The 26,032-nt window shown below is 56.3% G+C and carries 18 protein-coding genes; 11 read left to right on the top strand and 7 right to left on the bottom strand.

Translation table 11 applies throughout. The features are described 5' to 3' along the window. Positions 1–15: 15 nt before the first annotated feature. The 3 genes from ADIMK_RS12145 to ADIMK_RS12135 all read left to right on the top strand — a co-directional run bounded on the left by ADIMK_RS12145 (position 16) and on the right by ADIMK_RS12135 (position 5,379). Positions 16–891 (top strand): helix-turn-helix domain-containing protein, encoded by an 876-nt coding sequence (locus ADIMK_RS12145; protein ID WP_036188462.1) that lies wholly within the window; start codon positions 16–18, stop codon positions 889–891. A gap of 181 nt (positions 892–1,072) precedes the next feature. Then, positions 1,073–2,203 (top strand): efflux RND transporter periplasmic adaptor subunit, encoded by a 1,131-nt coding sequence (locus ADIMK_RS12140; protein ID WP_036188460.1) that lies wholly within the window; start codon positions 1,073–1,075, stop codon positions 2,201–2,203. A 41-nt stretch (positions 2,204–2,244) separates the two neighbouring features. Beyond that, positions 2,245–5,379 (top strand): efflux RND transporter permease subunit, encoded by a 3,135-nt coding sequence (locus ADIMK_RS12135; RefSeq protein ID WP_036188452.1) that lies wholly within the window; start codon positions 2,245–2,247, stop codon positions 5,377–5,379. A 139-nt stretch (positions 5,380–5,518) separates the two neighbouring features. On the opposite strand, the gene ADIMK_RS12130 is transcribed toward ADIMK_RS12135, so the two are convergent. Continuing rightward, positions 5,519–7,468, bottom strand: a complete 1,950-nt coding sequence (locus ADIMK_RS12130; protein ID WP_255344283.1) for a propionyl-CoA synthetase — start codon at positions 7,466–7,468, stop codon at positions 5,519–5,521. A 316-nt stretch (positions 7,469–7,784) separates the two neighbouring features. On the opposite strand from ADIMK_RS12130, the gene ADIMK_RS12125 reads away from it, so the two are divergent. The 5 genes from ADIMK_RS12125 to ADIMK_RS12105 all read left to right on the top strand — a co-directional run bounded on the left by ADIMK_RS12125 (position 7,785) and on the right by ADIMK_RS12105 (position 12,663). Further along, positions 7,785–8,381 carry a DUF2796 domain-containing protein gene (locus ADIMK_RS12125; RefSeq protein WP_036188449.1) on the top strand — a complete coding sequence of 199 codons (597 nt, stop codon included), beginning with the start codon at positions 7,785–7,787 and terminating at the stop codon, positions 8,379–8,381. Next, positions 8,378–9,079: an ABC transporter ATP-binding protein gene (locus ADIMK_RS12120; RefSeq protein ID WP_036188447.1), complete on the top strand. Its 702-nt coding sequence runs from the start codon at positions 8,378–8,380 to the stop codon at positions 9,077–9,079. The genes ADIMK_RS12125 and ADIMK_RS12120 overlap by 4 nt, the downstream gene beginning before the upstream one ends. Beyond that, positions 9,076–10,329 carry an ABC transporter permease gene (locus ADIMK_RS12115; RefSeq protein ID WP_036188445.1) on the top strand — a complete coding sequence of 418 codons (1,254 nt, stop codon included), beginning with the start codon at positions 9,076–9,078 and terminating at the stop codon, positions 10,327–10,329. The genes ADIMK_RS12120 and ADIMK_RS12115 overlap by 4 nt, the downstream gene beginning before the upstream one ends. A gap of 17 nt (positions 10,330–10,346) precedes the next feature. Further along, positions 10,347–10,910, top strand: coding sequence for a DUF3299 domain-containing protein (locus ADIMK_RS12110; RefSeq protein ID WP_051692910.1), 564 nt, complete (start codon positions 10,347–10,349; stop codon positions 10,908–10,910). A gap of 70 nt (positions 10,911–10,980) precedes the next feature. Further along, the gene (locus ADIMK_RS12105) at positions 10,981–12,663 is read left to right on the top strand and encodes a sensor domain-containing diguanylate cyclase (protein WP_231517046.1); all 1,683 of its coding nucleotides are present in this window, start codon (positions 10,981–10,983) and stop codon (positions 12,661–12,663) included. Positions 12,664–12,671: 8 nt separating this feature from the next. Here ADIMK_RS12105 and ADIMK_RS12100 read toward each other — a convergent pair whose 3' ends face one another. Then, complete coding sequence (locus ADIMK_RS12100) at positions 12,672–13,133, bottom strand: GNAT family N-acetyltransferase (RefSeq protein WP_036188440.1); 462 nt, start codon at positions 13,131–13,133, stop codon at positions 12,672–12,674. A 229-nt stretch (positions 13,134–13,362) separates the two neighbouring features. Here ADIMK_RS12100 and ADIMK_RS21385 point away from each other — a divergent pair, with 229 nt between their 5' ends. After that, complete coding sequence (locus ADIMK_RS21385; RefSeq protein ID WP_051692909.1) at positions 13,363–13,770, top strand: hypothetical protein; 408 nt, start codon at positions 13,363–13,365, stop codon at positions 13,768–13,770. A gap of 88 nt (positions 13,771–13,858) precedes the next feature. After that, entirely contained in the window at positions 13,859–14,317 is a 459-nt protein-coding gene (locus ADIMK_RS12090) for a CopD family protein (protein WP_036188438.1), read from the top strand. A 19-nt stretch (positions 14,318–14,336) separates the two neighbouring features. Here the strand turns inward: ADIMK_RS12090 and ADIMK_RS12085 are convergent, their stop codons facing one another. The 3 genes from ADIMK_RS12085 to ADIMK_RS12075 form a co-directional block, all read right to left on the bottom strand. Further along, positions 14,337–14,771, bottom strand: coding sequence for a DUF3465 domain-containing protein (locus ADIMK_RS12085; RefSeq protein ID WP_036188436.1), 435 nt, complete (start codon positions 14,769–14,771; stop codon positions 14,337–14,339). A gap of 29 nt (positions 14,772–14,800) precedes the next feature. Continuing rightward, positions 14,801–15,235, bottom strand: coding sequence for an aspartate 1-decarboxylase (gene panD / locus ADIMK_RS12080; protein ID WP_036188434.1), 435 nt, complete (start codon positions 15,233–15,235; stop codon positions 14,801–14,803). A 186-nt stretch (positions 15,236–15,421) separates the two neighbouring features. After that, a complete protein-coding gene (locus tag ADIMK_RS12075) occupies positions 15,422–16,573 on the bottom strand; it encodes an iron-containing alcohol dehydrogenase (protein WP_036188431.1) in 1,152 nt (383 codons plus the stop codon). Between the two features lie 358 nt (positions 16,574–16,931). On the opposite strand from ADIMK_RS12075, the gene metH reads away from it, so the two are divergent. Next, positions 16,932–20,642 carry a methionine synthase gene (gene metH, locus ADIMK_RS12070; RefSeq protein WP_036188428.1) on the top strand — a complete coding sequence of 1,237 codons (3,711 nt, stop codon included), beginning with the start codon at positions 16,932–16,934 and terminating at the stop codon, positions 20,640–20,642. A gap of 66 nt (positions 20,643–20,708) precedes the next feature. Here the strand turns inward: metH and ADIMK_RS12065 are convergent, their stop codons facing one another. Further along, on the bottom strand, positions 20,709–25,865 hold the full coding sequence (locus ADIMK_RS12065) for an AAA domain-containing protein (protein WP_051692907.1): 5,157 nt from the start codon (positions 25,863–25,865) through the stop codon (positions 20,709–20,711). Continuing rightward, positions 25,840–26,032: hypothetical protein (locus tag ADIMK_RS22125; RefSeq protein WP_036188425.1), on the bottom strand; the 193-nt coding region annotated here is incomplete at its 5' end. The genes ADIMK_RS12065 and ADIMK_RS22125, both read right to left, overlap by 26 nt.

Raw genomic sequence — 26,032 nt, 5'->3', positions numbered from 1 at the left:
ATCGGAGAGCTCTGGGTGGAGCCGACATATCGGGTATTCGAAACGCTCGCAAAATCGAACGCTCAGTTGAGGAATAGCGCAAGCTTGCCCTCCGGCATGGCCTTGGCTCACTGGCACAATGATCGTGACCGTATCCATCAGGAAGAGAACCCGCACCACACCCTCAGCCTTTACATCGAAGATGGCTATGAGAGCTACCGTCGCCAGGGCAACGCCTGGCATAACGGCGGCGGGCCCGACCGCATGTGCCTGATGCCGGAACAGAGCTGCAACACCTGGGATATTCGCGGCCCGCTTACTTTCGTGCATTTCTACTTCAACGACCGACACATACGCGAACTGGCGGAAAACACCTGGGACAGATCCCCCGCCGAGATACGCCTCGATGAGAAGATCTTCACAGATGACGCCAAGGTAACGGCTATCTACCGTCAGTTTCTGCTCAACTGCGACTGGCAGGCACCCGAGGAGCAGTTACAGTTAACCAGTGCAGTCAACCTGCTGCTGGCGCACCTGATAAAAGGCTATACCCAGCTGGACTGGACCGCGCCGCGCATCCGTGGCGGGCTTGCACCCTATCAGCTTAAGCGGGTAATCGAGTATATCGAGTCAAGTCTCGACAGGCCGATACCCCTTAGCGAACTGGCGGCTATCGCCGATCTGAGTGAATACCATTTCGCGCGTATGTTTCGTCAGAGCCTTGGTATACCACCGCACCAGTACCTGACCAACAGACGGCTGGAACGGGCCCGTGACCTGCTGATAACGACAAAGCTGCCACTGACCGACATCGCACTGCGCTGCGGTTTCAGCTCGTCGAGCCATTTCAGCAACTGCTTTCGCAAAAATATGGGTTACCCGCCGTCCGATGTTCGTAGACGCGCGGTGTAACTCCGAACAAACCCTCTTTTGCGAGGCCGTTCTCAGACGGTATTACGCAATAAACAGGGTTTGTGAAATTAATGTACTTTTCACATCTCTTTAGCGGCCTTGCCGATCTATATCCTTTATTATTGAGACGCGAAACGGTGTGAAAGCCTGCAAAAACTGACCGAAAAAGGGACAAGGAAAGATGTTAAGGAAACTACTGCTGGTATTGCTCGGCGCGGTGATCGCGATACCTCTGATCGCAAGCCTGGCAGGTATCAAGCTTTTGCAGTTCAAGACGATGGGCGATGCATTTGCCGAAATGACCATGCCGCCCGAGCAGGTCAACGCCGCGGAAGTATTCGAATACACACGCCAGCCCGAAATTGCTGCGGTCGGTACTGTTATGGCCGTACAAGGCACCACGGTTCGCACTGAAGCCGAAGGGATTGTACGCGAGATACTATTCACCCCCGGCACCTACATAGAAGCGGGCCAGCCGCTTGTGCAGCTTGATATCGAACTGGAGCAGGCGCAGCTTCGTGAGGCAGAAGCCACGGCTGAGTTGTCACGCATCTCATTAAAGCGTGCTCAAGAGCTGCGCAAGAGCAAGTATATCGCGCAGTCCGAATTCGACTCTATCCGCACCAACGTGAAACAAGCCGATGCGCAGGTGGATTATGTGCGCGCCGTGATCGCAAAAAAGACCATTCGCGCGCCCTTCTCAGGTACGCTCGGTATTCGTCAGATCAGCGTTGGACAGTTTCTCAATAAAGGCGACGAGATCGTGTCGCTTCAGGCGCTGGACCCAATCTATGTCGATTTCTCCCTGCCTCAGCAGCGCCAGTCCAACCTGCAGATGGGGCTGACGGTTCAGGTTATCTCCGACGCCTACCCGAATCGTACATTTGAAGGCCGCATCTCGGCATTCAACCCCGATATTGATCCGGTAACCCGCAACATCCGTGTGCAGGCGACGCTGCCCAACCCCGAGAGCCTTCTGCGCCCGGGTATGTATGTGTCGTTAAGCCTGCTCGAAGCCGCCACCGAAAAGGTGTTGATGTTGCCGACCACGGCTATTCAGTATGGCCCGTACGGATCAACGGTATTTATCATCGAAGCCAGCAAGGACAACCCCGACACACTGGTATTGCGCCAGCAGAGTGTCCAGCTGGGCACACACAAAGGCGATTTTGTCGAGGTTACAGAAGGACTTAAAGCGGGTGATCGTGTGGTATCCACCGGCGTATTCAAACTGCGCCCGGGTATGGCGGTAGTGGTCGATAACAGTCTGGCACCGGAGTTCAAGTTCGAACCCAAGCCCGGCAATAGCTGAAGCTGCGTCACTTAACCCGAACCTGTGCCGGAAGATCGATCATGAAAGCTTTTACCGATATTTTTGTCCGCCGACCTGTCCTTGCCATCGTGGTCAGTGTCGTCATCATCATAGCGGGCGTGCAATCCTGGTGGTCGCTTAGCGTGCGTCAATACCCGCAGAGCGAAAACGCCTCCATTACCATAACCACCCCCTACATTGGCGCCAGCGCCGAGGTGGTCAAAGGCTTTGTCACCACCGAAATAGAGCGCGCCATCGGCGCGGTTCAGGGCGTGGATTACGTCGAGTCAAAGAGCCTGCTGGGTCTCTCGATGGTGACCGCGCGCCTTGAACTCAACTACGAGCCAACCAAGGCGCTAACCGATATCACCGCGCAAGTGAACCAGGTGCGCAACTCGCTGCCGGCCGAAGCCGAAGTGCCCTCCATCAGCATTCAGTCTGCCGATTCCGAGTTTGCCGCCGCCTATTTGAGCTTCTCCTCGGATACGCTGTCGCAGGCTGAGATCACCGATTATCTGGTGCGTGTGGTTCAACCCCGATTGTCGGCGCTTGAGGGTGTACAGCGTGCCGATATTTTCGGCGCGCGCACCTTCGCCATGCGCGTCTGGCTGGACCCGGGCCGCATGGCCTCGCTAAACATCAGCCCGGTTGAGGTGCGAACGGCGCTGGCGTCGAACAACTATCTGGCCGCCGTGGGTAATACCAAGGGCAATATGGTGCAGGTAAACCTCACCGCCAACACCGACCTGCACACCCGCGAGCAGTTCGAGCAACTGGTAGTTCGCAACGAGAATGACACCATCATCCGTCTGCGCGATGTGGCCGATGTGGAGCTTGGTGCCGAAGACTACGAAACCAACGTCAGCTTCAATGGCCAGAACGCGGTGTTCATGGGGATATTCCCCCTACCGGATAGCAACACCATTGATGTTATCGGACTCGTCCGCAAGGATCTCGAAGGGATCAAAGCCGGCCTGCCCAGCGGTATGGAAGCCGATATCGGCTATGACGCGTCGGCCTATATCAACGATGCAATTCATGAAGTGGTCGGTACGCTGACCGAGACTCTGGCCATCGTCGTGCTGGTGATCTTTATCTTCCTGGGTTCCATGCGCTCGGTTCTGGTGCCGATTGTGGCGATTCCTGTGTCGCTGATTGGTGCAATCTTCCTGATGCAGGTGTTCGGCTTCACCCTTAACCTGCTAACGCTGCTGGCCATCGTGCTTTCGGTGGGTCTTGTGGTGGACGACGCCATCGTCATGGTCGAAAACGTGGAGCGACACCTGCGCGAAGGACGCTCGCCCATGGACGCCGCGATTATCGGTGCCCGAGAGCTGATCGGACCGGTCATCGCCATGACCATTACCCTTGCCGCCGTGTACACCCCCATCGGCCTACAGGGCGGTCTTACCGGTGCGCTGTTCCGTGAATTCGCGCTGACACTGGCGGGCGCCGTCACCATTTCCGGGATTGTGGCGCTGACGCTATCGCCGATGATGGCCGGACACCTGCTCAAAAGTGCAGAAAGCGAAGAGCACGGCTTTACCGGCAAGGTAAACCATTTCTTCGACCGCCTGCGCGACGGCTATGGCGCACTGCTTGCCCGCATTCTGAACGTGCGCCCTGTGGTGTACGTGGTGTGGATTGCGCTCAGCATCATGGTGGTGCCGATGTACATCTTTTCGCCCAAAGAGCTGGCCCCCCTTGAGGACCAGAGTGTCATGTTCGGCATTATCAATAACGCTGCCAACGCCTCGGCTGACCAGAAGGTGCATTTCGGCAAAGCTGCCGAGCAGATGTTCTACAACGCCCCCGACCGCGAACTGACCTTCCAGATTCTGCTCGCGCCGTCTGACTCGTTCGCGGCGGCACTGGGCATCGGCGGTTTCAGCGGCATGGTTACCAAACCCTGGGATGAGCGCGACAAGTCGGTCAACCAGCTGATCCGTGAGATGCAGGGTCAGCTCTCGACTATTCCGGGCTTGCAGATTTTCGTAACCCAGCCGCCTGCCCTACCCGGCGGCAGCAACTTCCCTGTCGAGTTCGTCATCACATCCACTGACGATCCCAAACAGATGCTGGAATACGCCCAGCAGTTGCAGATGAAAGCGATGGAGAGCGGTCTGTTCTACTTCCCGCCCGAAATCGACCTGAAGTACGACCAACCGCAGTCGGAGATTGTGATCGATCACCAGAAGGTTGCAGCGCTTGGCCTGACCAACGCTCAGGTGGGCGCAGATCTCGGTGCAGCACTCGGAGCCAACTACGTTAACCGCTTTAATGTGGATGGCCGCGCCTACAAGGTGATCCCGCAGATCGCCCGTATCGACAGGCTCAATCCCGAGCAGCTAAGCCAGATCTATGTCACCGGTCCCAGCGGCCAGCTGATTCCGCTAAGCTCGATTGCGACGCTTAACGACACCACTGTGCCGCGCTCGCTTAACCGGTTTCAGCAGCTTAACGCGGTCAAGCTGTCAGGCATGACGGCCCAGATCGACGAGGGCCTGAAGGTGCTTGAGCGCTCGGCCGAAGAGATTCTGCCAACCAACTACACCATCAACTATACCGGCGAGTCCCGCCAGCTGCGCACCGAGGGCAACAAGTTCCTGCCCTCGCTTGGGCTGGCGATACTGATGATCTTTCTGGTGCTGGCGGTACAGTTCAACTCGTTCCGCGATCCGTTCGTGATTCTGCTGGGTTCAGTGCCACTGGCGATGTTCGGTGCACTGACGTTCACCGTGCTGAAGATGCCCAACCCGGATATCCCGTTCTGGACCGACGGCTGGACCACCACCATGAATATCTATGCTCAGGTGGGTCTGGTGACGCTGGTCGGGTTGATCTCCAAGAACGGTATCCTGATCGTGGAGTTTGCCAACAAACTTCAGGAGCAGGGTCAGGCCAAGATCGATGCGATCCGCACAGCCGCCATGACACGTTTGCGTCCGGTGCTAATGACCTCCATTGCCACCATAGCCGGTCACTTCCCGCTGACGCTGGTAGACGGTCCTGGAGCTGCGGCACGTAACTCGATTGGTTTGGTACTGGTAGGCGGTATGACGATCGGAACGATCTTTACGCTGTTCGTGGTGCCCTCGCTCTATATGCTGATTGCGCGTCAGCATGAACAGGAGCCGGAACTGAACGCCGAGTTGGCGCTGGAGCGCGCCGAGTAGACGGGTATCGCTTAAACACATCCATGTTGGCCCCGCCTGCGTATCCTTCGCAGGCGGGGCTGGCACTTCCCTGTACCTCACCCCTTGCCGTTGGACTTATTTATTTTTATTACAGCAGCCAGGGTTAGCCACTGATTTTTTACGCGCGTTGCACCAGACCGTGACTGTCCATGATCCCTTCGATCTCGGACAGGCTGGCCGGGTCATCAATGGTGGAAGGCACGGTGTAGCTCTGACCATCTGCTATCTGTCGCAACAGTTTGCGCAGAATCTTGCCTGAGCGGGTCTTTGGCAGACGCTGAACCACAATTGCACGCTGGAAGCAGGCGATCGGCCCGATCTCTTTGCGTACCATCGCAACCAGTTCGCCCTGGAGCTGGTCTTCTTCAACCTCTACACCGTCTTTAAGCAGTACAAGGCCGATCGGCGCTTGTCCCTTGAGTGGATCGTTGACACCGATCACCGCACACTCGGCCACAGCCGGATGCGCCGCTACGATCTCTTCCATCTCACCGGTGGAGAGACGGTGTCCGGCCACGTTGATCACATCATCGGTACGCCCCATGATGAAGACATATCCCTCTTCATCCTTGTAACCGCCGTCACCGGAGGTGTAGTAGCCGGGGAAGTCAGACAGGTAACCGGTACGGAAGCGCTCGAAGTCGCCCCAGATGGTGGGCAGACAGCTCGGCGGCAGCGGCAGCTTGAGTGCGATAGAGCCCTGTTCACCTGCTGGCAGCTCCTGCCCGTCCGGGCCGAGAATCTGAACATTGAAGCCCGGCACCGGCAGTGTGGATGAACCCGCCTTCGGTGTTTTCGGCTCGATACCCATCAGGTTGCCGCAGATAGCCCAACCGGTTTCGGTCTGCCACCAGTGGTCCACTACCGGCTTACCGGTTTTACTGACGGTCCAGTCGTAGGTCGGCGGATCAAGACGCTCACCGGCCATGAAAATGGTCTTGAGTGACGACAGGTCGTAGTTCTCGAGCAGGGAGGCTTCCGGATCCTCTTTTTTGATTGCACGGAAAGCGGTCGGCGCAGCAAACAACGCCTTGGCCTTATACTCTTCAACCACACGCCAGAAGGCACCGGCATCCGGTGTGCGCACCGGTTTACCTTCGTAGACGACAGTGGTGCAACCGGCCAGCAACGGTCCGTACACAATGTAGGAGTGTCCGACCACCCAGCCGACATCCGACGCCGCCCAGAACACGTCGCCCGGCGCCATGTTGTAGATCGCCTTCATGGAATACTTGAGCGCAACGGCGTGGCCGCCGTTATCGCGCACAACCCCTTTCGGCTTTCCGGTGGTGCCCGATGTGTAGAGGATATACAACGGATCGGTGCCCTTAACCGGTACGCAGTCGGCAGGCTCGGCCGATGCCATCGCCTCTTCCCAGTCGATATCACGCCCCGCCGTCAGCGCCGCTTTCGCTTCTGGACGCTGAAGGACAATGCAGGCCTTCGGCTTATGGGCGGATTGCTCAATCGCCTGATCCAGCATCGGCTTGTACTCGATAACCTTCGAGACCTCGATACCGCAGGACGCACTGACCACGACCTTCGGCTCGGCATCGTCAATACGAACCGCCAGTTCATGGGGCGCAAAGCCACCGAATACCACTGAATGGATAGCACCGAGTCGCGCCACACCCAGCATAGCGATGAGCGCTTCAGGCACCATCGGCATGTAGATCACCACGCGATCGCCTTTGGTCACGCCCTGCGCTTTCAGAACGCCGGCGAATTTAGCCACTTCGTCACGCAGTTCACGGTAGGTCAGCTTGCGCTTGGTTCCGGTCACAGGAGAGTCGTAGATCAGTGCATCCTGATCGCCGCGGCCGCTCTCGACATGATGATCCAGCGCCATATAGGCGGTGTTCATTTCGCCATCAGCAAACCAGCGGTAGATGCCGTTTTCATCGGTAGAGAGAATGGTCTTCGGTGGCGTATACCAGGGTAGATCTGTGGCCTTCTCAGCCCAGAAGCCTTCAGGATTCTGGATGGAGTTGCTGTATTCGGCTTGGTAGGACATGGCACAGGTCCTTTTATTCTTGGGTTTTTGGTCGCTTGGGGTATGGAGGAATATTCTTTTATTGTTGACACTTCCTCGTTATCGACAGCCACTCTAGCTCAATATGTCGACAAATGAGATACGACAAAAGGCGTACCCAACAGGGGTTCAAGCCCTAAATATTGACACAAAACAGCTATGGCGCCGTTGTCCTCCTGTACCGCAAGTGATTGAACAACAGCCACACCGCGGCAACACACATTGTCGACACTTGTGCCAGCGATCCTGCATGTCGCGCCTGCCATACAAAATTCCGCTTGGATCGCAAAACGTTACACTATAACATAACGATAAATATGCCCGTTTCACCCATTCCGAAAAGGAGACTCGAATGGCCCGCCTCTTAAACACCTCCACTGCCCTTATCCTCGCGGCTCTTTCGGGCAGCGCTAGCGCCCAAGACAGCCTTGCCCCACATGTTCATGGTGCAGCAGAACTTCAGGTGGTGCTTGACGGTCAACTACTGAGCTTTAGCCTGCAATCGCCCGCTTACAATCTGGTCGGATTCGAGCATGCGCCCAAGACCGAAGAGGAAAAAGCCCTGCTGGCCGAACTCGACACAACAATGCGCTCACCGTCGAACTGGATTAAGCTGCCGGACGCGGCAGGCTGCGCACTTGATCATGCCGAAGTCGGGCAGCATGAGGAGATGACACTGAACGATCACGATGACGATCATTCGCATGACCATGAACATGAACATGAACATGAACATGAGAATGGCGGTAATGCCCAGCACATGGACGAGCACATGGATCTGAGTTTCGACTACCGCTTCACCTGCAGATCACCGCAGGCGATCAAATCGGCGACGGTTACGCTCTTTGAGCGCTATCCCGCCCTTGAGTCGATCGAGGCCCAGATCATCAACGAAACACAGTCGATACAGACACTGAGCGCCGACAACCCACAGATACGGTTCAAATGAGATCAGCCGACACACTTTCAATCCAAAAACTCAGTTTTAGCTGGGCCAAAAATGCGCCTGCGCTTCTCACGATCGACGATCTTAAACTGGGGTCCGGCAGCAGCCTGTTTCTGCGCGGCCCCTCAGGGTGCGGCAAAAGCACACTGCTGAATTTGGCAGCGGGTGTGCTTGAGGGGTACAAGGGCTCAATCGAGATCTGCGGTCAACGCCTTGAGTCGCTCTCTGCACGTCAGCGTGACCGTCTGCGGGCCGATCACATAGGCCTGATCTTCCAGCAGTTCAACCTGCTGCCCTGGCTGACACCTCTTGAGAACGTCGCCCTCGCCTGCCGGTTTTCGGACCGGCGACGAACGCGCGCCGTCGAGCGTTCCGGTTCAGTCATAGAGGACGCCCGCAGGCTCATGAGCGAACTGGGGCTTGATGAGGTGTTAAGTCATAATCGCCCCACCTCGGCCCTCTCGATTGGACAACAGCAACGGGTGGCCGCTGCCCGCGCACTGATCGGTGGCCCTGAACTGATCATGGCCGACGAACCCACATCCGCGCTCGATACGGAACACCGCGACCGCTTTATTGACCTGCTGCTCGCAGAAGCCCGGGAATGCGGCACCAGCCTGCTTTTCGTCAGCCACGACCTCAGTCTGGCGCAACACTTCGAACACACGTTGCATCTGGAAGGAGCCCGCATCGCGTCATGATGATCGATCTGCTTTGGAAGAGCCTCAAAAACCGTCGCGGCACGGCGCTGCTGTGCGTACTGACCATCGCTTTCAGCGTTGCATTGCTCGCCGGGGTCGAGAAGGTACGACAGGATATGCGCGAAGGCTTCTTTAATACCGTGTCCGAAACCGATCTGATCGTAGGCGCACGCACCGGCCAGATAGAACTGCTGCTCTATTCCGTGTTTCATCTGGGATCGGCCACCAACAATATCCGCTGGAGCAGCTACCAGCGTATCACCAACGACAGTGCCGTTCAGTGGACCATTCCGGTGTCGCTCGGCGATTCCCATAAAGGGTTTCGTGTAGTCGGTACCAGCGCGTCATTTTTCGAGCATTTCCGCTTCGGCCGCGATAAGAGCCTCTCGATGTCGACGGGCAGATCATTTAACGCTGTGCATGAGGTAACACTCGGTGCCAAGGTTGCCAAGACTCTTGGCTACAAGGTTGGCGATCAGGTCATTATCGCCCACGGCTTGGGCAGCACCAGCTTTTCGCAGCATAAGGATCAGCCCTTTACCGTAGTCGGCATACTGGCTCCGACCGGCACACCGGTCGATCAGTCACTTCTGGTCAGTCTGGAGTCAATCAGTGCCATTCACATCGGCTGGCGCGCTGGCGTGCCGATGCCGGGATTCAAGGCTGATGCCGATAAACTCGCCACGATGGACCTCACGCCGAAGGAGATTACCGCGTTCATGGTGGGGCTGAAGACCAAAACACAGGTATTCCAGATGCAGCGCGCCATCAACCGCTACTCAAAGGAGCCGCTTATGGCGATTCTGCCGGGTGTGGCTCTGCAGGAACTCTGGCAGGTGCTTGGCGGTGTTGAGAAGGCCATGCTGCTGGTTTCGGCCTGCGTTGTACTGGCAGGCCTGACCGGCATGCTGGGCGTACTCTTGACCGGCATGCAGCAGCGCCGGCGAGAGCTCGCACTGTTGCGGGCCATTGGCGCGTCACCGTTCTACCTGCTCAGGCTGGTCATCGCCGAGGCGTGCATACTGACGGCCACCGGCATCGCTGCGGGTCTGGCTTTACTCTGGGGCACACTGGCAGCCATTCAGAGTATTGTGCAGGAGGGCCTTGGGCTCTACCTCACGTTTGGCTGGCCTACCGGCCTTGGGGAGATACTCACAGCAGTGCTGATCGCCGGAACACTCGCCGGCACTCTCCCGGCATGGAAGGCCTGGCGTTATACTCTCGCCGACGGCCTTACCCCCAAAATCTGAACGTACGAGACACCTGTATGCGTAGTTTCATTACCCTGTTTTTTGCCCTTCTACTGAGTACCGCTGTCCACGCGAAGGTATTCAACGGGGAGGAGGTTCGCGAGATGACCTGGGACGATCTCATGCCGCCCGACTACACCCTCTCCTATGAAGACCTCTATGGTTCGGATGTCGATATCAACGCAATCGACGATTACGAAGGCGAAGCGCAAAGCATGCTCGATCATATGCAGCAGGTACTGAGCTCCGCCCCCGTTGTATCGGAACTCGATGGCAGCATGATTCGCATACCGGGCTTCGTCGTTCCACTGGGCGGCGATGATCAACGTATCGACAGGTTTTTCCTCGTCCCCTATTTCGGTGCCTGCATCCACACCCCTCCGCCACCGTCCAACCAGATAATCGATACCCACTTTGAGCCGGGCACCCGCCTTGAAAGCCTTTACGACGCGGTCTGGATCACAGGCAGATTAACCGTCGAGCGTTTCACCAATGAGCTTGGCACCTCCGGTTACAGGCTTGAGGCTTACCGTATCGAACCCTATGAAGAGGACGATTCTGTTCCTGAAAGCACACAGTGAGGCTGTTTTCGTAAAAATTTTAGCGCTATGCTCTCCCCTTTACGGGGACTAGAGCGAGTGTTTAGTGCAGATGCTGCTTGAATGGCTTTTAGTGCCAGCTCTGATTGCAACGCTAGGCGCCAATCTATGGCTGTGGCGCCGGTCGACGAAAACAGAGTTGCCGGCCACCTGTCTCGTCGAGCACATCCCCAACGCCGTTCTTACGGTCGATTCTGTTGGAATCATTAGCTTCGCCAACAAGGCGGCTTGTCGTTTACTTGGATACGATAAGGGTGAGCTGGTCGGCCTTTGCGTCGATGAGCTAGTGCCTGAACAACAGCGCCACCACCATCCTCACTGGCGCAAGATGTTCCAGCAATCGCGCAGAGCCCGCCCGATGGGCCAACTCAACGCACTGGCGGCACGTCACAAGTCAGGCCGCTCGGTTCCTGTCAGGATAGAGCTCACGCCTCACGATCAGGGAGGCACTGAACCGTTTGATATCGTCGTGGTTCTGTACCCTGCTATTGAGAATGAAGAGATCCTGAATCAGGTACAAAGGGATGCCGGTGTCGGTACCTGGGAGTGGGATATAGAGAAAGACACTCTCAGCTGGTCAACCAGCGTCTACGATATGTTTGGCCTCGACCGCAACCAATTCGAAGCAAGCTACGACGCTTATTTGCAGGTGGTGCACCCCGAAGACCGGGCGCAGGTCGACAAGGCAATACGCTTGTCGCAGGAAACTGCCCGCCCCTATGAGATCGAATACCGGATAGTGCGCAACGGAGAGATCCGTCACTTGCTTGAGCGCAACTATCTACATAAGGACGCAGACGAACACCTTCAGTATATGTGGGGCAGTGTCGTTGATATAACCGACCGACGGCTCGCCGAAACCGAACTCCAGCTGGCCGAAGCGGTCTTCAAGCATTGCGCCGAGGGCATTCTTGTTTTCGATGCTGCACAACAGCTGCTGCGCACCAATAATGCGCTACTTGAGATAACCGGGTACGAACGTGATGAGGTCGAGGCCATATGCGCCGCTGACCTCTTTGTTGATCCGGATAGTAGTGCCTCGCTGTCACTGAACGCGCTGGTCAGTCACTCCGGGCCGGACGACAACGAATGGCGTGGCGAGCTTCAACTTAAGCTGAGCAACGGCGAAATGATCCCTGTGCTGGCATCGGTATCAACCATCGACAGTGCCCACGGTGCGGGCGAGTATGTGCTTGTCTGTAGCGACATCCGCGACATCAAGGCACAGGAAGAGCTGCTGCGGCACCAGGCGATGCACGATTCGCTCACCGGGCTACCTAACCGCCGACTATTTGCCGAGCACCTGAGTCAGGCAATCGCCGCCTGCAAGCGTAATGAGACACGCGTCGGTGTTGTCTATATCGATCTCGATGGTTTCAAGCAGGTAAATGACACCTACGGCCATGAAGCGGGCGATGAACTGCTCTGCTCACTTGGAACCACGCTCAAAAGCCTCGTGAGAGAGAGCGATATTCTCGCCCGTATCGGGGGCGACGAGTTTGCCGTAATCCTGCCAAACTGTGGCGATGATCAGATGCTGTCGGACGTGCTCGAGCGCGTTACCCGCGAAGCAGCCACGGCCTACCGCGATGTGAATGTCACTCTCAGCCTGGGTGCGGTCTGCTACCCCGATCACGGTGAAGATGGCACCGAGCTGCTGATACTGGCTGACCAGATCATGTATCGGGCCAAGAACAGCGGCAAAAACCAGTTCATTCTTGCCCGCAACATCTAGTCACGCTTTTATAGAAACAGCTCGTAGTGTCGATATTCGACATCCCGCCGGTAGCCCTGCGCTTCGTAGAGATGTTGCGCTGGCAAGTTACCCTCAGCGGTAAACAACTCGACGACACAGCATCCTGCCTTGAGCGCTCGTTCTCTAACCCCCGCCAGCAGCGCGGAGCCCACCCCTTTGCCTCTTGTGCTTTCCAACACATAGAGGTCGCTCAACAGCCAACTAGGCTTGCACTCAAGCGACGAGAATCCAGCGTAACACTGTACAAAACCCACTGCATGCCCGTTAACTTTTGCAAGAAGCACCAATCCATCACCGCCATCAAGGCGTTCGCGGATGAACGTTGATGCTTTCTCCAGATCCGACGCATACCCATAGAACACACGATACAGGTCGAACAATGTGGCGAGCTCTCGAAGGTCGTCCGGCTGGGCGGTCACAATCTGTACAGTGGTGTAATCAGTGTTCATTTCAATATTCCTGTTGAAACGCTTTCGCTACTTTGCCGCAGACCCATCGACAGACCAAGCATGGCGGCCATTATTTTGCCTTGTTCCCGGCAATTGCTTGCCACCCATCCGTCACAAAACCTCGAACCCGCTTTTATAATTAGCGCTAATCATTTGTTATTAATGAGCTTTACATCGGCAGGCATATCCATTGCTGAGCAATTTTTGATCTAACAAGGAGGACTGCACCATGATCAAAATCACCAGCACTGGGGGGCCGATAAACACGCTGTACCCGTCTAAACATGCCTCGGAGGATTCGAGTTTCTCCGAGCTTCTGGCCCAGCAAACCGCCCGCTCCCGGCAGCATGACGAGCGCGATGAGGAGGGCGGCGATTATCTGCTGGAAACGGAGGCCGATGCCCTGCAGCCTCAAGCCGAAGAGGAGGATGCCCGAGAGGAACTCATTAAGCTGCTCAGCATGAGCACCGCCGAGAGAATACGCTACATGATGCTTAAGGATATGGGGCTGACCGAAGAATCACTGGAAGCACTACCGCTGGGGGAGCAGCAACGGATCGAGGCGAAAATCGAGGCCGAGATTAAACGCCAACTCGGCGGGGATTATGATAAAACCGAAGCAATGCGCCAGGTGTAGAGGCATGTCGGGGCAAACGTTTTACTGCTAGTATCGGTGTCGCTCTAACACCCAAGCCCCCTTCGACCTGTACAGCAAGGATACGCTTATGGCTTACGCGTTGACGCTTCATATACTCGCCGCGATCGTTTGGGTCGGCGGCATGTTTCTGGCTTATGTCTGCTTGCGCCCCCTGGCCGCTTCTCTGTTTGAGCCGCCACAACGCCTGCAACTGTGGTGCGGATTATTCAAGCGCTTCTTTGTCTGGGTATGGGGCGCAGTAATCCTGCTGCCGCTGACCGGCCACTGGATGATCGCGCTGCTAGGCGGTTTCAAATACGCTGGTACCCACGTGCATATCATGCTGGGCACGGGCTACCTGATGGTGCTGCTGTTTCTGCACCTCTATTTCGCCCCGTTCAAGCGGCTCAAAAAGGCTGTCGAAACCGAGGACTGGCCGGCAGGTGGCAAGGCACTCAACCAGATACGCCAGATTGTTGGTATCAATCTGGCGCTGGGTGTACTGACGGTGATTAACGCAACCGGTGGCCGTTTCTTTTACGGATAATGAAATCGGCGGCTGGCTTCTACTGGTAGGTAACCCCTTCGTGCCTCAGCCAGCCGCCGACGTGACGCCCTGCGGGGTCGTGATGGGTCCAGTGAATCACCCCACCTTTTTGGTTCCACTCATACTCGCCAAAGAACTCGACCCTATCCCCTTCTCTCAGGCTGTCAATGCGTTCGGCCAGATCGATATTATGCGCAATGAGAAGGGTCTGCCCGGTCCCGAGTTCGAGAATAAATCGCTGGTGTCGGCTTCCACTCAGATCGTCCGCCAGAATCTTGATCACAACACCGGCGCCCTCGACCTGAAGATCACTCTCGCCGTTTTTCCAGGCATCAGCCAACCGCTCATCACTGACACCGACTTCGCCTGTTCCAGGATGAAAAAGCGTCGTTTCGTTTTTCAGGTAGCCGACCGCAACGAAACCGATCACAAGTAAAATCAGTATTTTTTTCATCATGCGTCCAGGCGGGGATCGAGGGGCGCTTACATATCGGCCGTCTGAACCGGGATGGCGGATTTCATACCAGTCATTTTGTTGCGTGCACGCAAGGCATCATCGCTGACACCCACACCGCTGTCGTTCTGGGCATTCTCGAAGTAACACAGTGTCGGCTGGAAGCTGTCGACCTCCTTCTCGGTCAGCTGTACATAGGCACCGATAATCAGCAGGTCGCCCTTGCTGGCCTTATGCGCGGCGGCACCATTGACCGAGATGACGCCACTGCCGTTTTCGGCGCGGATAGCGTAGGTGGTGAAGCGCTCGCCGTTGTTGATGTTGTAGATATGGACCATCTCGTATTCGCGGATACCTGATGCATCGAGCAGTTCGCCATCGATGGCACAGGAGCCTTCATAGTGAAGTTCGGCATGAGTGACGGTGACACGGTGCAGCTTGGCTTTGAGGAAGGTCTGCAACATCATTTACCCCCTTATACTTTGTAATGGCTCGACCCATTGCGGCGCGGTTTGGCTGAATAAAACGGGCGGTATAATAGGGGTTTGAGGCCGATATTGCCAGAAAGTCGCCGATCTTGACCGAGCGGATCGATCTCCGGAGACTAATAAAAAGCCGAAGCAGCGACACTGTTTCGGCTTGATGCCCTGTCAGAGCGCTGCGCGGTAAATGGCAGCGACTTCCGCATCCGACAGCTTGCGCGGGTTGGTCAGACGGCAGACATCCTTCTGTGCATTGCCGACCATGGTATCTATATCCTCATCCTTGACACCCAGTTCAGCCAGCGACTGCGGAATACCGACATCCTGCGCCAGAGTCTCGATTGCATCGATCGCGAGCAGGGCTGCCTCACGTTCGGACAGGCCGTCGGTCACCTCGCCCAAGGCATCGGCAATATCGGCGAAGCGTTCGGTAGCGGCGATCAGGTTGACCCGGCAGACGTGCGGCAGCAGTAACGCGTTGCAGACCCCGTGCGGCAGGTTGTAGAAACCACCCAACTGATGCGCCATGGCGTGTACATAGCCAAGACTGGCGTTGTTGAACGCCATGCCAGCCAGGTACTCGGCGTAGGCCATCTTGTCACGCGCCGCCATATCGTCTCCACGCGCCACCGCTTTGCGCAGATACTGGCCGATCAATCGAATCGCCTGCAGTGCACAGGCATCGGTGATCGGGGTCGCAGCGGTGGAGACGTAGGCTTCAACCGCGTGGGTCAGCGCATCCATACCGGTGGCGGCTGTCAGTGCCGGCGGCATATCGACCATCAGTTCCGGATCGTTGATCGCCACATCAGGCGTCACGCGCCAGTCGACAATTGCCATCTTCACGTGGTTACTGGTGTTGGTGATGATGGTGAAACGGGTCATCTCGCTGGCGGTACCGGCGGTGGTATTGACAGCGATATAGGGCGGCAAAGGCGCGCTGGCTTTATCCAGCCCTTCGTAGTCCCGGATAGTGCCGCCACTGGTGGCGACGATGCCTATCCCTTTGCAGCAATCGTGAGCGCTGCCGCCGCCGAGGGAGATCAGCATATCGCAACCACCCTCCTCGTAGGCGGCCAGCCCCTCCTCCACATTGATATCGGTGGGATTGGGTACAGTGTCGTCGTAGACCACGCTTGCGATACCGGCGCGGCCCAGCAGTTCGGTCAGGCGTGCGGTATAGCCCAGCGCCGTCATTCCCTTGTCCGCCACCACCAACGGCCGGCTGCCTCCGAGCATGCGCACTCGCTCCGGCAGGCTGGCGAAGCACCCCGGTCCCATGAGTGAAACATTGGGTACAAAAAATTCCTGAGTAGCCATATTAGGTACCTCCATTACAGTGTTTGGGACGTCGTGCACGGATGCTCAATACCCCGGAATGGCTGCAGATCATTTCGATTGAAACGGATCCGCGTCCACGACAAGCCTCAACTGTCGATCTGTCTGATTCACGCCACTGTACGCCTAAAACCTGACTAATTAGTTGATCTGGCTCGGGTCTGCGTACTTCTGCTCCAGAAAAACAGGCATCTCTGTGTTGCGCCCACGGAAACCGATCTGGTTTGAAACGGCGCCAGGTGAGCCAGATTCACAGAAAGTTGAAGCAGCCTCAGGCAGAGGCAGATCAATTTGCAGTACAATATTCGCCTTTTTGAAGTAACCGGATGGATAGCGACACGTGAGCGACACCACTTTGCTGAACACCCTGCGTAACACCCTTAAAAACCGCATCATGATTCTCGATGGCGGTATGGGCACCCAGATACAGGCCTTCGGCCTCCAGGAGGAGGATTACCGCGGCGAGCGTTTTGCCGACTGGCATCTGGACGTAAAGGGCAATAACGACCTGCTGGTGCTCACCCAGCCGGATATGATTCGCGATATACACCGCCGCTATCTCGAAGCCGGTGCCGATATCATCGAAACCAACACCTTCAACGCCACCCGTATCGCCATGGCCGATTACGAGATGGAGGACATTTCGCGCGAGATCAACGTAGTCGCCGCGCGTATTGCTAAAGAGGTGTGCGACGAGATCACGGCCGCTACGCCTGATCGCCCACGCTACGTGGCCGGGGTATTGGGCCCGACCAACCGCACTGCGACCATCTCTCCGGATGTGAACGACCCGGGGTTCCGTAACGTCACCTTCGATCAACTGGTGGAGTCCTACACTGAGTCGGTGGACGGCCTGGTCGAGGGTGGTGCCGACATCATCCTGATTGAGACCATCTTCGACACACTGAATGCCAAGGCGGCGATCTTCGCCGTGGAGCAGTACTTCCACGATCACGGCATCCGCCTGCCGGTGATGATCTCCGGCACCATCACCGACGCCTCCGGTCGTACCCTGTCGGGCCAGACCACCGAGGCGTTCTGGAACTCGGTACGCCACGCCAACCCGATCAGCATCGGGCTTAACTGCGCACTGGGCCCGAAAGAGCTCAGACAGTACGTGGAAGAGCTCTCGCGTGTCGCCGACACTTTCGTCTCCGTACACCCCAATGCCGGCCTGCCGAACGCCTTTGGTGAATACGATGAGACGCCTGAGCAGATGCGCGACGAGATCCGCGAGTGGGCGCAGTCTGGCTTCGTGAACATCGTTGGCGGCTGCTGCGGTACAACGCCCGAACATATTCGCGTCATCCGCGAAGGACTGCTCGATCAGGCGCCGCGCACGATTCCTGAACTGGCCGTCGAGTGCCGCCTGTCAGGTCTTGAACCGATGAACATCGGTGCCGAGACGCTGTTCGTCAACGTCGGCGAGCGTACCAACGTCACCGGCTCCGCCAAGTTCCGCCGTCTGATCAAGGAAGGCGATTATGAAACCGCGCTGGATGTAGCCCGCCAGCAGGTGGAAAACGGTGCCCAGATCATCGATATCAACATGGATGAGGGGATGCTCGACGCCATCGCGGCGATGAACCGTTTCCTCAACCTGATCGCCTCCGAGCCCGATATTTCACGCGTGCCGATCATGCTCGATTCCTCCAAGTGGGAGGTTATCGAAGAGGGTCTCAAGCGTATTCAGGGCAAGGGTGTCGTCAACTCGATCAGCCTCAAAGAGGGTGAAGAGAAGTTTATTGAGCAGGCACGCAAGATTCGCCTGTATGGCGCTGCCGTTGTTGTCATGGCGTTTGATGAAACCGGACAAGCCGACACCTACAAGCGCAAGATCGAGATCTGTGAGCGCTCCTACCGTGTGCTGGTCGACAAGGTCGGCTTCCCGCCGGAAGATATCATTTTCGACCCCAACATCTTCGCCATCGCCACCGGTATCGAAGAGCACAACAACTACGCTGTCGACTTCATTAACGCGACCGGCTGGATCAAAAAGAACCTGCCCCACGCGAAGATATCCGGGGGCGTCTCCAACGTGTCGTTCTCGTTCCGCGGCAACGACAAGGTGCGCGAGGCGATCCACTGCGTATTCCTGTACCACGCCATCAAACAAGGCATGGACATGGGTATCGTCAACGCCGGTCAGCTGGCGATCTATGACGACCTGCCGGCGGATCTGCGCGAGCATGTAGAAGATATAGTGCTTAATCGCCGCGAAGATGGCACCGAGCGTATGCTGGAACTCGCCGAGAAGTACCGCGGCGGCGCTTCTGCCTCTTCGGTACAACAGGATCTTGAGTGGCGCAGCTGGGAGGTCAACAAACGTCTGGCCCATGCGCTGGTCAAGGGTGTTGCCGATTACATCGACGAAGATGTCGAGGAGTGCCGCCACAACTACGAACGCCCGCTGCAGGTGATCGAAGGACCGCTGATGGATGGCATGGGCATCGTCGGCGACCTGTTCGGCTCCGGCAAGATGTTCCTGCCCCAGGTGGTGAAATCTGCACGCGTTATGAAAAAAGCCGTGGCCTACCTGATGCCGTTCATTGAAGAAGAGAAAGCGGGCAGCGCCAGCAGCTCCGCCGGCAAGGTGGTGATGGCAACGGTCAAGGGCGACGTACACGATATCGGCAAAAACATCGTCGGCGTGGTCCTGCAGTGCAACAACTTCGAGATCATCGACCTCGGCGTGATGGTGCCAGCCGAGAAGATCCTCAAGACCGCTCGTGAAGAGAATGCTGACATCATCGGCCTCTCCGGCCTGATTACGCCGTCGCTCGACGAGATGGTGCACGTTGCCAAAGAGATGCAGCGTCAGGGCTTCGATATTCCGCTGATGATCGGCGGTGCAACCACCTCCAAGGCGCATACGGCGGTGAAGATCGAGCCCAACTACAAGAACAATCAGGTTGTGCATGTGACCAACGCGTCACGCTCGGTCGGCGTTGCCTCCAACCTGCTTTCGAAAGAGCGCCACGATGCGTTCTGCGCCGAGATCAAGGCCGACTATCAGGCGGTGCGTGAGCGCCATGCGGCACGTCAGAACGACCAGCGCCGTGTGACACTGGAAGCCGCCCGCGAGAACCGCTACAAGATCGACTGGGAGGGCTACACGCCGCCTAAACCGATCAAGCCCGGCATCCACGTGTTCGACGACTATGATCTGGAAGAGTTGAGCCACTACATCGACTGGACGCCGTTTTTCCAGTCGTGGGAGCTTGCAGGTCGTTTCCCGCGCATTCTCGATGACGAGATCGTCGGCGAGGAAGCCCGCAAGCTGTATGACGATGCCAAGCTGATGCTGCGCGATATCATCGACAACAAGAAGCTCAAGGCGCGCGCCGTTATTGGCCTGTTCCCGGCCAACTCGGTGGGCCACGACGATATCGAGCTCTACACCGATGACAGCCGCAAGAAGGTTCACATGCGTGTGCATCACCTCAGGCAGCAGATGCAGAAGGTGAACGAAAAGCCCAACCTCTGCCTGACCGACTTCGTGGCTCCCAAAGACAGCGGCAAAGAGGATTATGTCGGCGCCTTTGCCGTGACAGCCGGTATCGGTATCGATGAGATCGTCGCCGCATATGAGGCCGATCACGATGACTATCACAGCATCATGATCAAGGCTCTGGCCGACCGTCTCGCCGAGGCCTTCGCCGAGCGCATGCACGAGCGAGTGCGCAAGGAGTTCTGGGGTTACGCTTCTGATGAGAGTTTCGACAACGAAGCGCTGATCAAGGAGCAGTACAAGGGCATCCGCCCGGCGCCGGGCTATCCCGCCTGCCCCGATCACACCGAGAAAGGGCTGCTCTGGGAGCTGCTGGATGTGGACCACACTGCCGGCATGACGCTCACCGACAGCTACGCCATGCTGCCGACCGCTGCCGTCAGCGGCTGGTATTTCAGCCACCCTGAGTCACAGTACTTCGGTGTCGCCAAGATCAGTGAGGATCAAGTGGAAAGCTATGCCAAACGCAAGGGCATGAGCATGGACGAAGCTGAGCGCTGGCTGGCGCCTAATCTGGGCTACGAGCCGGAGCAGGGGTAGCCCCCTGCTCACGGCCTGTATTGCTGAGGTTCGAATCGATCCTCAGCACCCTTGATACGAGAACAATCATTCAGACGAGACAGTCTCTTGCGACTTCAGATTTGCAAGAATCCGTTTAACAACGGCGTCGCTGTCCTTATACCAGTCTTTGGCTAACACATGGCATAGCGTCCATCCGAATGCACTGAGCACGCTGCCTTGAGTATGGTAACGGTTAATCAGATCTTTGATCTTATAGTGTTCGACATTATCCGTAAGAATACCGAGAGAGAAGTGACGATCCTCTGCGCGCCGAACGGCCAGGTCACATTTTACGGACGACTGCCCATATTGGGTGACCACGTGAAGTCCCTCGGATCGTAACCGCTGTGCTATCGCCTCGATCATCAGGAAGCTGTCGTCACCTTGCGCTGAGGGTGAATAACCGTATTCGAGCAGTGCGCTCTGGATTCCCGCACTATCTCCCTCGGAGACAGCCTGCGCATATCTCAAATACTGGCGCAGCGCATTCGCGCCCGTATTGTAGGTGTTGGTTATCTGATTGGGTTCGATGGACGTCACCACCACCATATGTTTTTTGGCACGCGAGAAAATTACATTCAAACGCTTCTCGCCGCCGTTCTGGTTAATGGGGCCGAAATTCATCAACATCCTGCCGTCCTGACCAGGACCATAACAGATGCTTAGAATGATGATATCCCGTTCATCACCCTGAACGTTTTCGAGATTCTTAACAAACAAGCCGACAAACTGCCCATCCTGTTCACGCTCCTCCTCCGCGTCCAAACGTGCGGCAAAGGCCTTGTCTTGAGCGGCCAGACGGTCCAGGGCCTGTTCAATCTCATTTTGTTGCGCTTGCGAAAAAGCGACGATACCCAGGGTGTTGTCGTCGCTATCGTCAAGCAACAACTCCCTCACAAGGTGCGCGATATACTCCGCTTCACCTTTGTTTCGCTGTTTGCTGTATGGACTGTCTTCAAGCTTGTGGTAGCTGATCGGGCGACTGTAGAGATGATCCTGTAGTTGGATGTTTGGCCGCCCACCGTTAACGTCCGGCGCTTCACTGCTGCCTGAATTGACGGGGGCCTGCTCGATCAGGGCCCGCGTACTGGGCACGGTTTTTAACTGCCCGGTGTAAAATGCCTGATTGCAAAAGCCGATCAAGCTCTCATGCCGGCTCCGATAGTGCCAGCTCAATATAGTGCTGGGTAGCGCGCCGACTGCACGCGTCAGAAAGGAGTCGGCGTTGATATTGTATAGATGCAACTTGCTGTCCTGATCCTCATTTTCACCACCCTGAGAGGCAAAAAATGCCGACGGCGGCAGCTGCATTTCATCACCCACCACAATCATTTGACGGGCTCGATACAGGGCCGGTACCGCGTCCTCCAATGGAATCTGGCTCGCCTCGTCAAAAATAACGACGTCAAACAGCTCCTCATTCAGTGGCAACACATCGGAAATACTCAAAGGACTCATCATCCAGATCGGCTTCAGGTTACGAAGCAGTGTGCCTGAGTCCGATGACAGCAACTCTCGGACCGATTTAAAGGCCCGGGTCTTTTCAAACTCCCGCTCCAGTAGTTTGCGACCGCGATTAAAGGACCTTCGCCAGTTTTTCTCCTCTTCGCTGGTTCCGGCCATTGAACCTGATGCACGCTGAATGTTGCTCTGAAAGTGCAATTGGGCAGCCCGCCTGACTGACGCCGAGTTTTCATCACGTAACCGTTTCAGTACTTGATCTAACTCGTTGAAAACTTTATCCAGACGTTCGCCTTCAAAGTGATTGAGCGCTCTATTGCGACGCAGTGTAAGGGAGATAGTGTCCGCTATGACGACACTCTCGATAAGCTTTACAGACAAGGGTATGAGTCGAATCGCGTGGCTCACATGCATCCCGGCAGCATCAAGCCGTTGCAGCAGATCACCAATCTCGAATGCCAGTTCCCCTTTGTCCCTCAGCGCTTCTACCGCCTCCATCACTTCAACGGGTTGCTTATACTGAAAGGCTGTCAACCAATTGCTCAACTCGACATCGACATCGCGAAGGGCAGAGTCCTGCGTCAGTTTTACCAGCCCGGCTGGATCATCTGCATGCGCCAAACAGGCCCGGTAAACTGATCGTGCAATGTCGCTCTGCTCTTTCGGGTCTTGCCAGGCGGCGCTCAACAAAGGCGCTGCGATATCGGCATCCTCCAGAGCGAAGCGGGTTTCAATCTCACGCTTCTTATCCGCCAGGGCCTGACCCGCCAAAATCGCCTGATAGGCGTTGGATAAGCTCTGCGTATACCCCTTCTCGACTGCAGCGCCCTTCTCCCTTACAAGTTTTTTGGCCCTGCGCCATCGACCGCTAAGAAATGACCACCATCTACCTTCGCAATCGCGCGCTGCATTCAGCGCCAGTTTGATAGCGTCTATATCGACAGTTAGATCCCACCCAGCAGCCAGCGCACTTTTCTGCTTTGCATCCTCGGCAAGGCTATCCAGCTCCGAGAGCTGCTTTTTAAGTTTTAACGCCGAGAGACTTTGACCGTCGAGCAAACCAATCTGCTCGTCCAGCATGAGAGGGAGTAGTCCTTTCAGTCGTTCGTCAGCCTCGAGTAGCCCTTGCCAGTTCAGCGCTTCGCGCTGCAAAAAAGAGGACAACCGATCCGCTGCTGCCAACACCCTGGGGCGTTCAAGAAGCATCCTGTCGGAGAACTCGTTCAATGCGGTTTGCGGATCTGCGGCGCGCGTAATACTCCCACTCAAGCACCAGAGCGGGGTCGCGGCCAGAACATCCGTTTTCATGACGCCGGCGAGCCGGTCCGACAATTCACCCAGCAAGGATGCATTGCGCCGGAACGTCTCCCAAGTGGGCAGCAGCGCTCGATCCGCCGGATCGAGACTAACCTCCACACAGCCACTGGCCACCCACAGCTGGATGAGTTGTCTAAGGCTTGTATCAGTCCCCTCGATGTTTGCCTGCATCGAATCAGAAAACTGCTCCAGCTCGTCCAAGAGTTGCTCGAGTTCTGCAAGAACGGTATTTCGCCCACCCTCTTGCGTCTCCGGCACATCCTTGAGCCAGCGTTGATAGATCTCTTCGAGATCATTTATGAACGCCTTTTTATCTGCCTGCGAGTCATGAATAAGCGCACACAGGCTATCCAGGCCAATCTGTTTGAGCCGGTGGAAAACCACATCCAGGGCGACACGCTTTTCACAGACAAACAGTACCGACTTATTCCGGGCCAGGTAGTCCACAATAAGGTTGGTAATGGTTTGTGACTTGCCGGTACCGGGCGGCCCCTGAATTACATAACTCTGTCCACTGCGCCCACGCAGAACGGAGTCGGTTTGGCTGGGATCGGCAGGAAGCACATGGAATTGCTCCTTCAGCGGCATCGGTGCGAGTGGACTTAACGTTTCTTTGGCCTGATCGCTGAATAGCGTGGAGAAGTTCACCCCGGCATCGGTCAGATCGTCGCTATTGAGCAACTCGCTATAATCCCTGACCAGGGTCATTTTGCGATAGTTGAAGTTTGCCAGCGTTAGAGAACAGAGATCGAACTCCCACTGATTCTTGCTGCCCGCACTCCCCTCATCCATGACAAACAGATCGCGCTCGACGGTGGTCTCGTCGCTGGTCATTGCATTGAATACGGCCGCCCGATCCGGATCCTCGACCAGTTCACGACACGGCGCGACGGACACCCTCACGTTTCGTTCGAATATCTGTACGCCAAGAGGCTCGAACTTATCTCGAGCGTAACTGTATGCAAGGCCCTTGTAGTCGCGCACGCCTCGACCGGTTATACGCACCTTACGCCGGAAGTCATCCAGCTTGCGTTTCGCCTTGGTCGCAATAAGCTTAATCCGCGGCTGGTCGATAAACGCAAGCCCTACGCCGCTGGTGCTGCTATCGATTTGGTGGCTCAGGCTTTCGTAGAGAGACCTTATCGCGTCGGGTTCCTCGGCGTTGATACTCTCCGGCAGCGATATCCCGTACAGCTGTTGAAGTTGATGGCGTAAAACCGGGTTGACCTCTACGTTCTCAAGTTCTGCGCTGAAAAGGTAGTGATCTTTAACCCCCTTTTTTTTCAGGAGTTTGGCGGGCGCCAATAACAGTGGCGTGTTGATCCGCTCCTCGGGAGCTTCTTTGAGGTTGTGCCAGCGAAAAAAGGCCAACACCAACCGGAGTTGGGAAAACCCATACTCCTTTTCATCTCGATTCGCCTGCAGCCTTATCTTGTCCAGGCTACCCGCCAAGTAGGGATAATCCTCAAACCGTAACCAACGGGATAGAGAAACCGATTTTCCTTTACTCAGCTCCTTATACAGATACTGATTGGCGGTCATTAACTGCTCGGAACGTATCGACCGATAATCCAGGACGTGCGGAACAGAGCCATGTGTCAGGTTGACGCTGCCACCTGACTCACGAAAATACAGAAGTCGGTTGCGCCGACTGATTTCAAAGAGTTTGTTCCGTAAACTGCGCTGGATCGCCCGTTTATCACCCTCCTCCTCTTGCGAGATCCCGCGCACCGAATCGTCTATATCCTGATCGCGGTAGTGATAAAGCGCTTGTGTCAGTGTGGCCAGATCCTGAGGGCGCTCCTCTCGCACAAGACTTGTCATCTGCGCGATCGCTTGTGCAACCACAGGGTGTATTCGGTCATTGAGTTGCCGAATATCAGTACGAATCCTCACGAAGGTGGCGAGGTCATCGGGCTCGGTCAAGTCTAGCTGCCCGGCGAGGCTCGCCAGGATCAACCCCAACACATACACATCGCTTAACGCATCGTGGTGGTAGACCCGTTGTTCCCAGGCAATGTAGTCGAGATAGTAGGCCATCCGAGGCTCTTCCTCTTCTCGGCCAGCGATACACTTATCGATGATCTGGGAGGTGTCGGACGAGAGGGTTTGGCTAAAATGGCCGGTAATGACGACCCCTCGGTTGGAGGCCGCTTCTGCCCCCAGCTTCCTGACAACCCTGTCATTGATTCCGACGCGCTCAGCGTCCGCATTGCTAAACCAGAGTTGCCCCATCGATACTGATAGTGCATCCACACCATTTAAAGGCGCTACCTTTCCCTGTGCATGGAGGTCAGACACCTGTTCGAACAAGGGCAATACCATGCCCAACAGGTCATCCGTACCTACCGCTGCCTGCTCCCGCCATTCGCCGAGTTGTTGAAGAAACGTCTTTGCGTCAGAGTTCGTTGGCGTGTGCTTCATTAGCTGCTTCCACTATCCTTTGTGCATCCATTTTCATCTGCTCAACGTCCTGCTTTTTATGCTTGAGTTCTTTGCGCACGAGCGTTTCGAACACCTGATCCAATCCGACCTGTTCGGCTAGGGAACATGTGATTAAGTCCGCGATACCGGGCTGATCCTCTATTCTT

It is taken from the genome of Marinobacterium lacunae (assembly GCF_000705555.1).
Classification (GTDB): domain Bacteria; phylum Pseudomonadota; class Gammaproteobacteria; order Pseudomonadales; family Balneatricaceae; genus Marinobacterium_D; species Marinobacterium_D lacunae.
The sequence above is the reverse complement of the archived record's forward strand: the minus strand, read 5'-3'. Positions and strand labels throughout refer to the sequence as shown.

Bases quoted from the DNA above. Each gene is read 5' to 3' on its own strand.
- ADIMK_RS12110 (WP_051692910.1), top strand. From the start codon at position 10,347: ATGCGTAGTTTCATTACCCTGTTTTTTGCCCTTCTACTGAGTACCGCT.
- ADIMK_RS12135 (WP_036188452.1), top strand. From the start codon at position 2,245: ATGAAAGCTTTTACCGATATTTTTGTCCGCCGACCTGTCCTTGCCATC.
- ADIMK_RS12125 (WP_036188449.1), top strand. From the start codon at position 7,785: ATGGCCCGCCTCTTAAACACCTCCACTGCCCTTATCCTCGCGGCTCTT.
- ADIMK_RS21385 (WP_051692909.1), top strand. From the start codon at position 13,363: ATGATCAAAATCACCAGCACTGGGGGGCCGATAAACACGCTGTACCCG.
- ADIMK_RS12065 (WP_051692907.1), bottom strand. From the start codon at position 25,865: ATGAAGCACACGCCAACGAACTCTGACGCAAAGACGTTTCTTCAACAA.
- ADIMK_RS12105 (WP_231517046.1), top strand. From the start codon at position 10,981: ATGCTGCTTGAATGGCTTTTAGTGCCAGCTCTGATTGCAACGCTAGGC.
- ADIMK_RS12115 (WP_036188445.1), top strand. From the start codon at position 9,076: ATGATGATCGATCTGCTTTGGAAGAGCCTCAAAAACCGTCGCGGCACG.
- ADIMK_RS12140 (WP_036188460.1), top strand. From the start codon at position 1,073: ATGTTAAGGAAACTACTGCTGGTATTGCTCGGCGCGGTGATCGCGATA.
- ADIMK_RS12120 (WP_036188447.1), top strand. From the start codon at position 8,378: ATGAGATCAGCCGACACACTTTCAATCCAAAAACTCAGTTTTAGCTGG.
- panD (WP_036188434.1), bottom strand. From the start codon at position 15,235: ATGTTGCAGACCTTCCTCAAAGCCAAGCTGCACCGTGTCACCGTCACT.
- ADIMK_RS12100 (WP_036188440.1), bottom strand. From the start codon at position 13,133: ATGAACACTGATTACACCACTGTACAGATTGTGACCGCCCAGCCGGAC.
- ADIMK_RS12075 (WP_036188431.1), bottom strand. From the start codon at position 16,573: ATGGCTACTCAGGAATTTTTTGTACCCAATGTTTCACTCATGGGACCG.
- ADIMK_RS12090 (WP_036188438.1), top strand. From the start codon at position 13,859: ATGGCTTACGCGTTGACGCTTCATATACTCGCCGCGATCGTTTGGGTC.
- ADIMK_RS12085 (WP_036188436.1), bottom strand. From the start codon at position 14,771: ATGAAAAAAATACTGATTTTACTTGTGATCGGTTTCGTTGCGGTCGGC.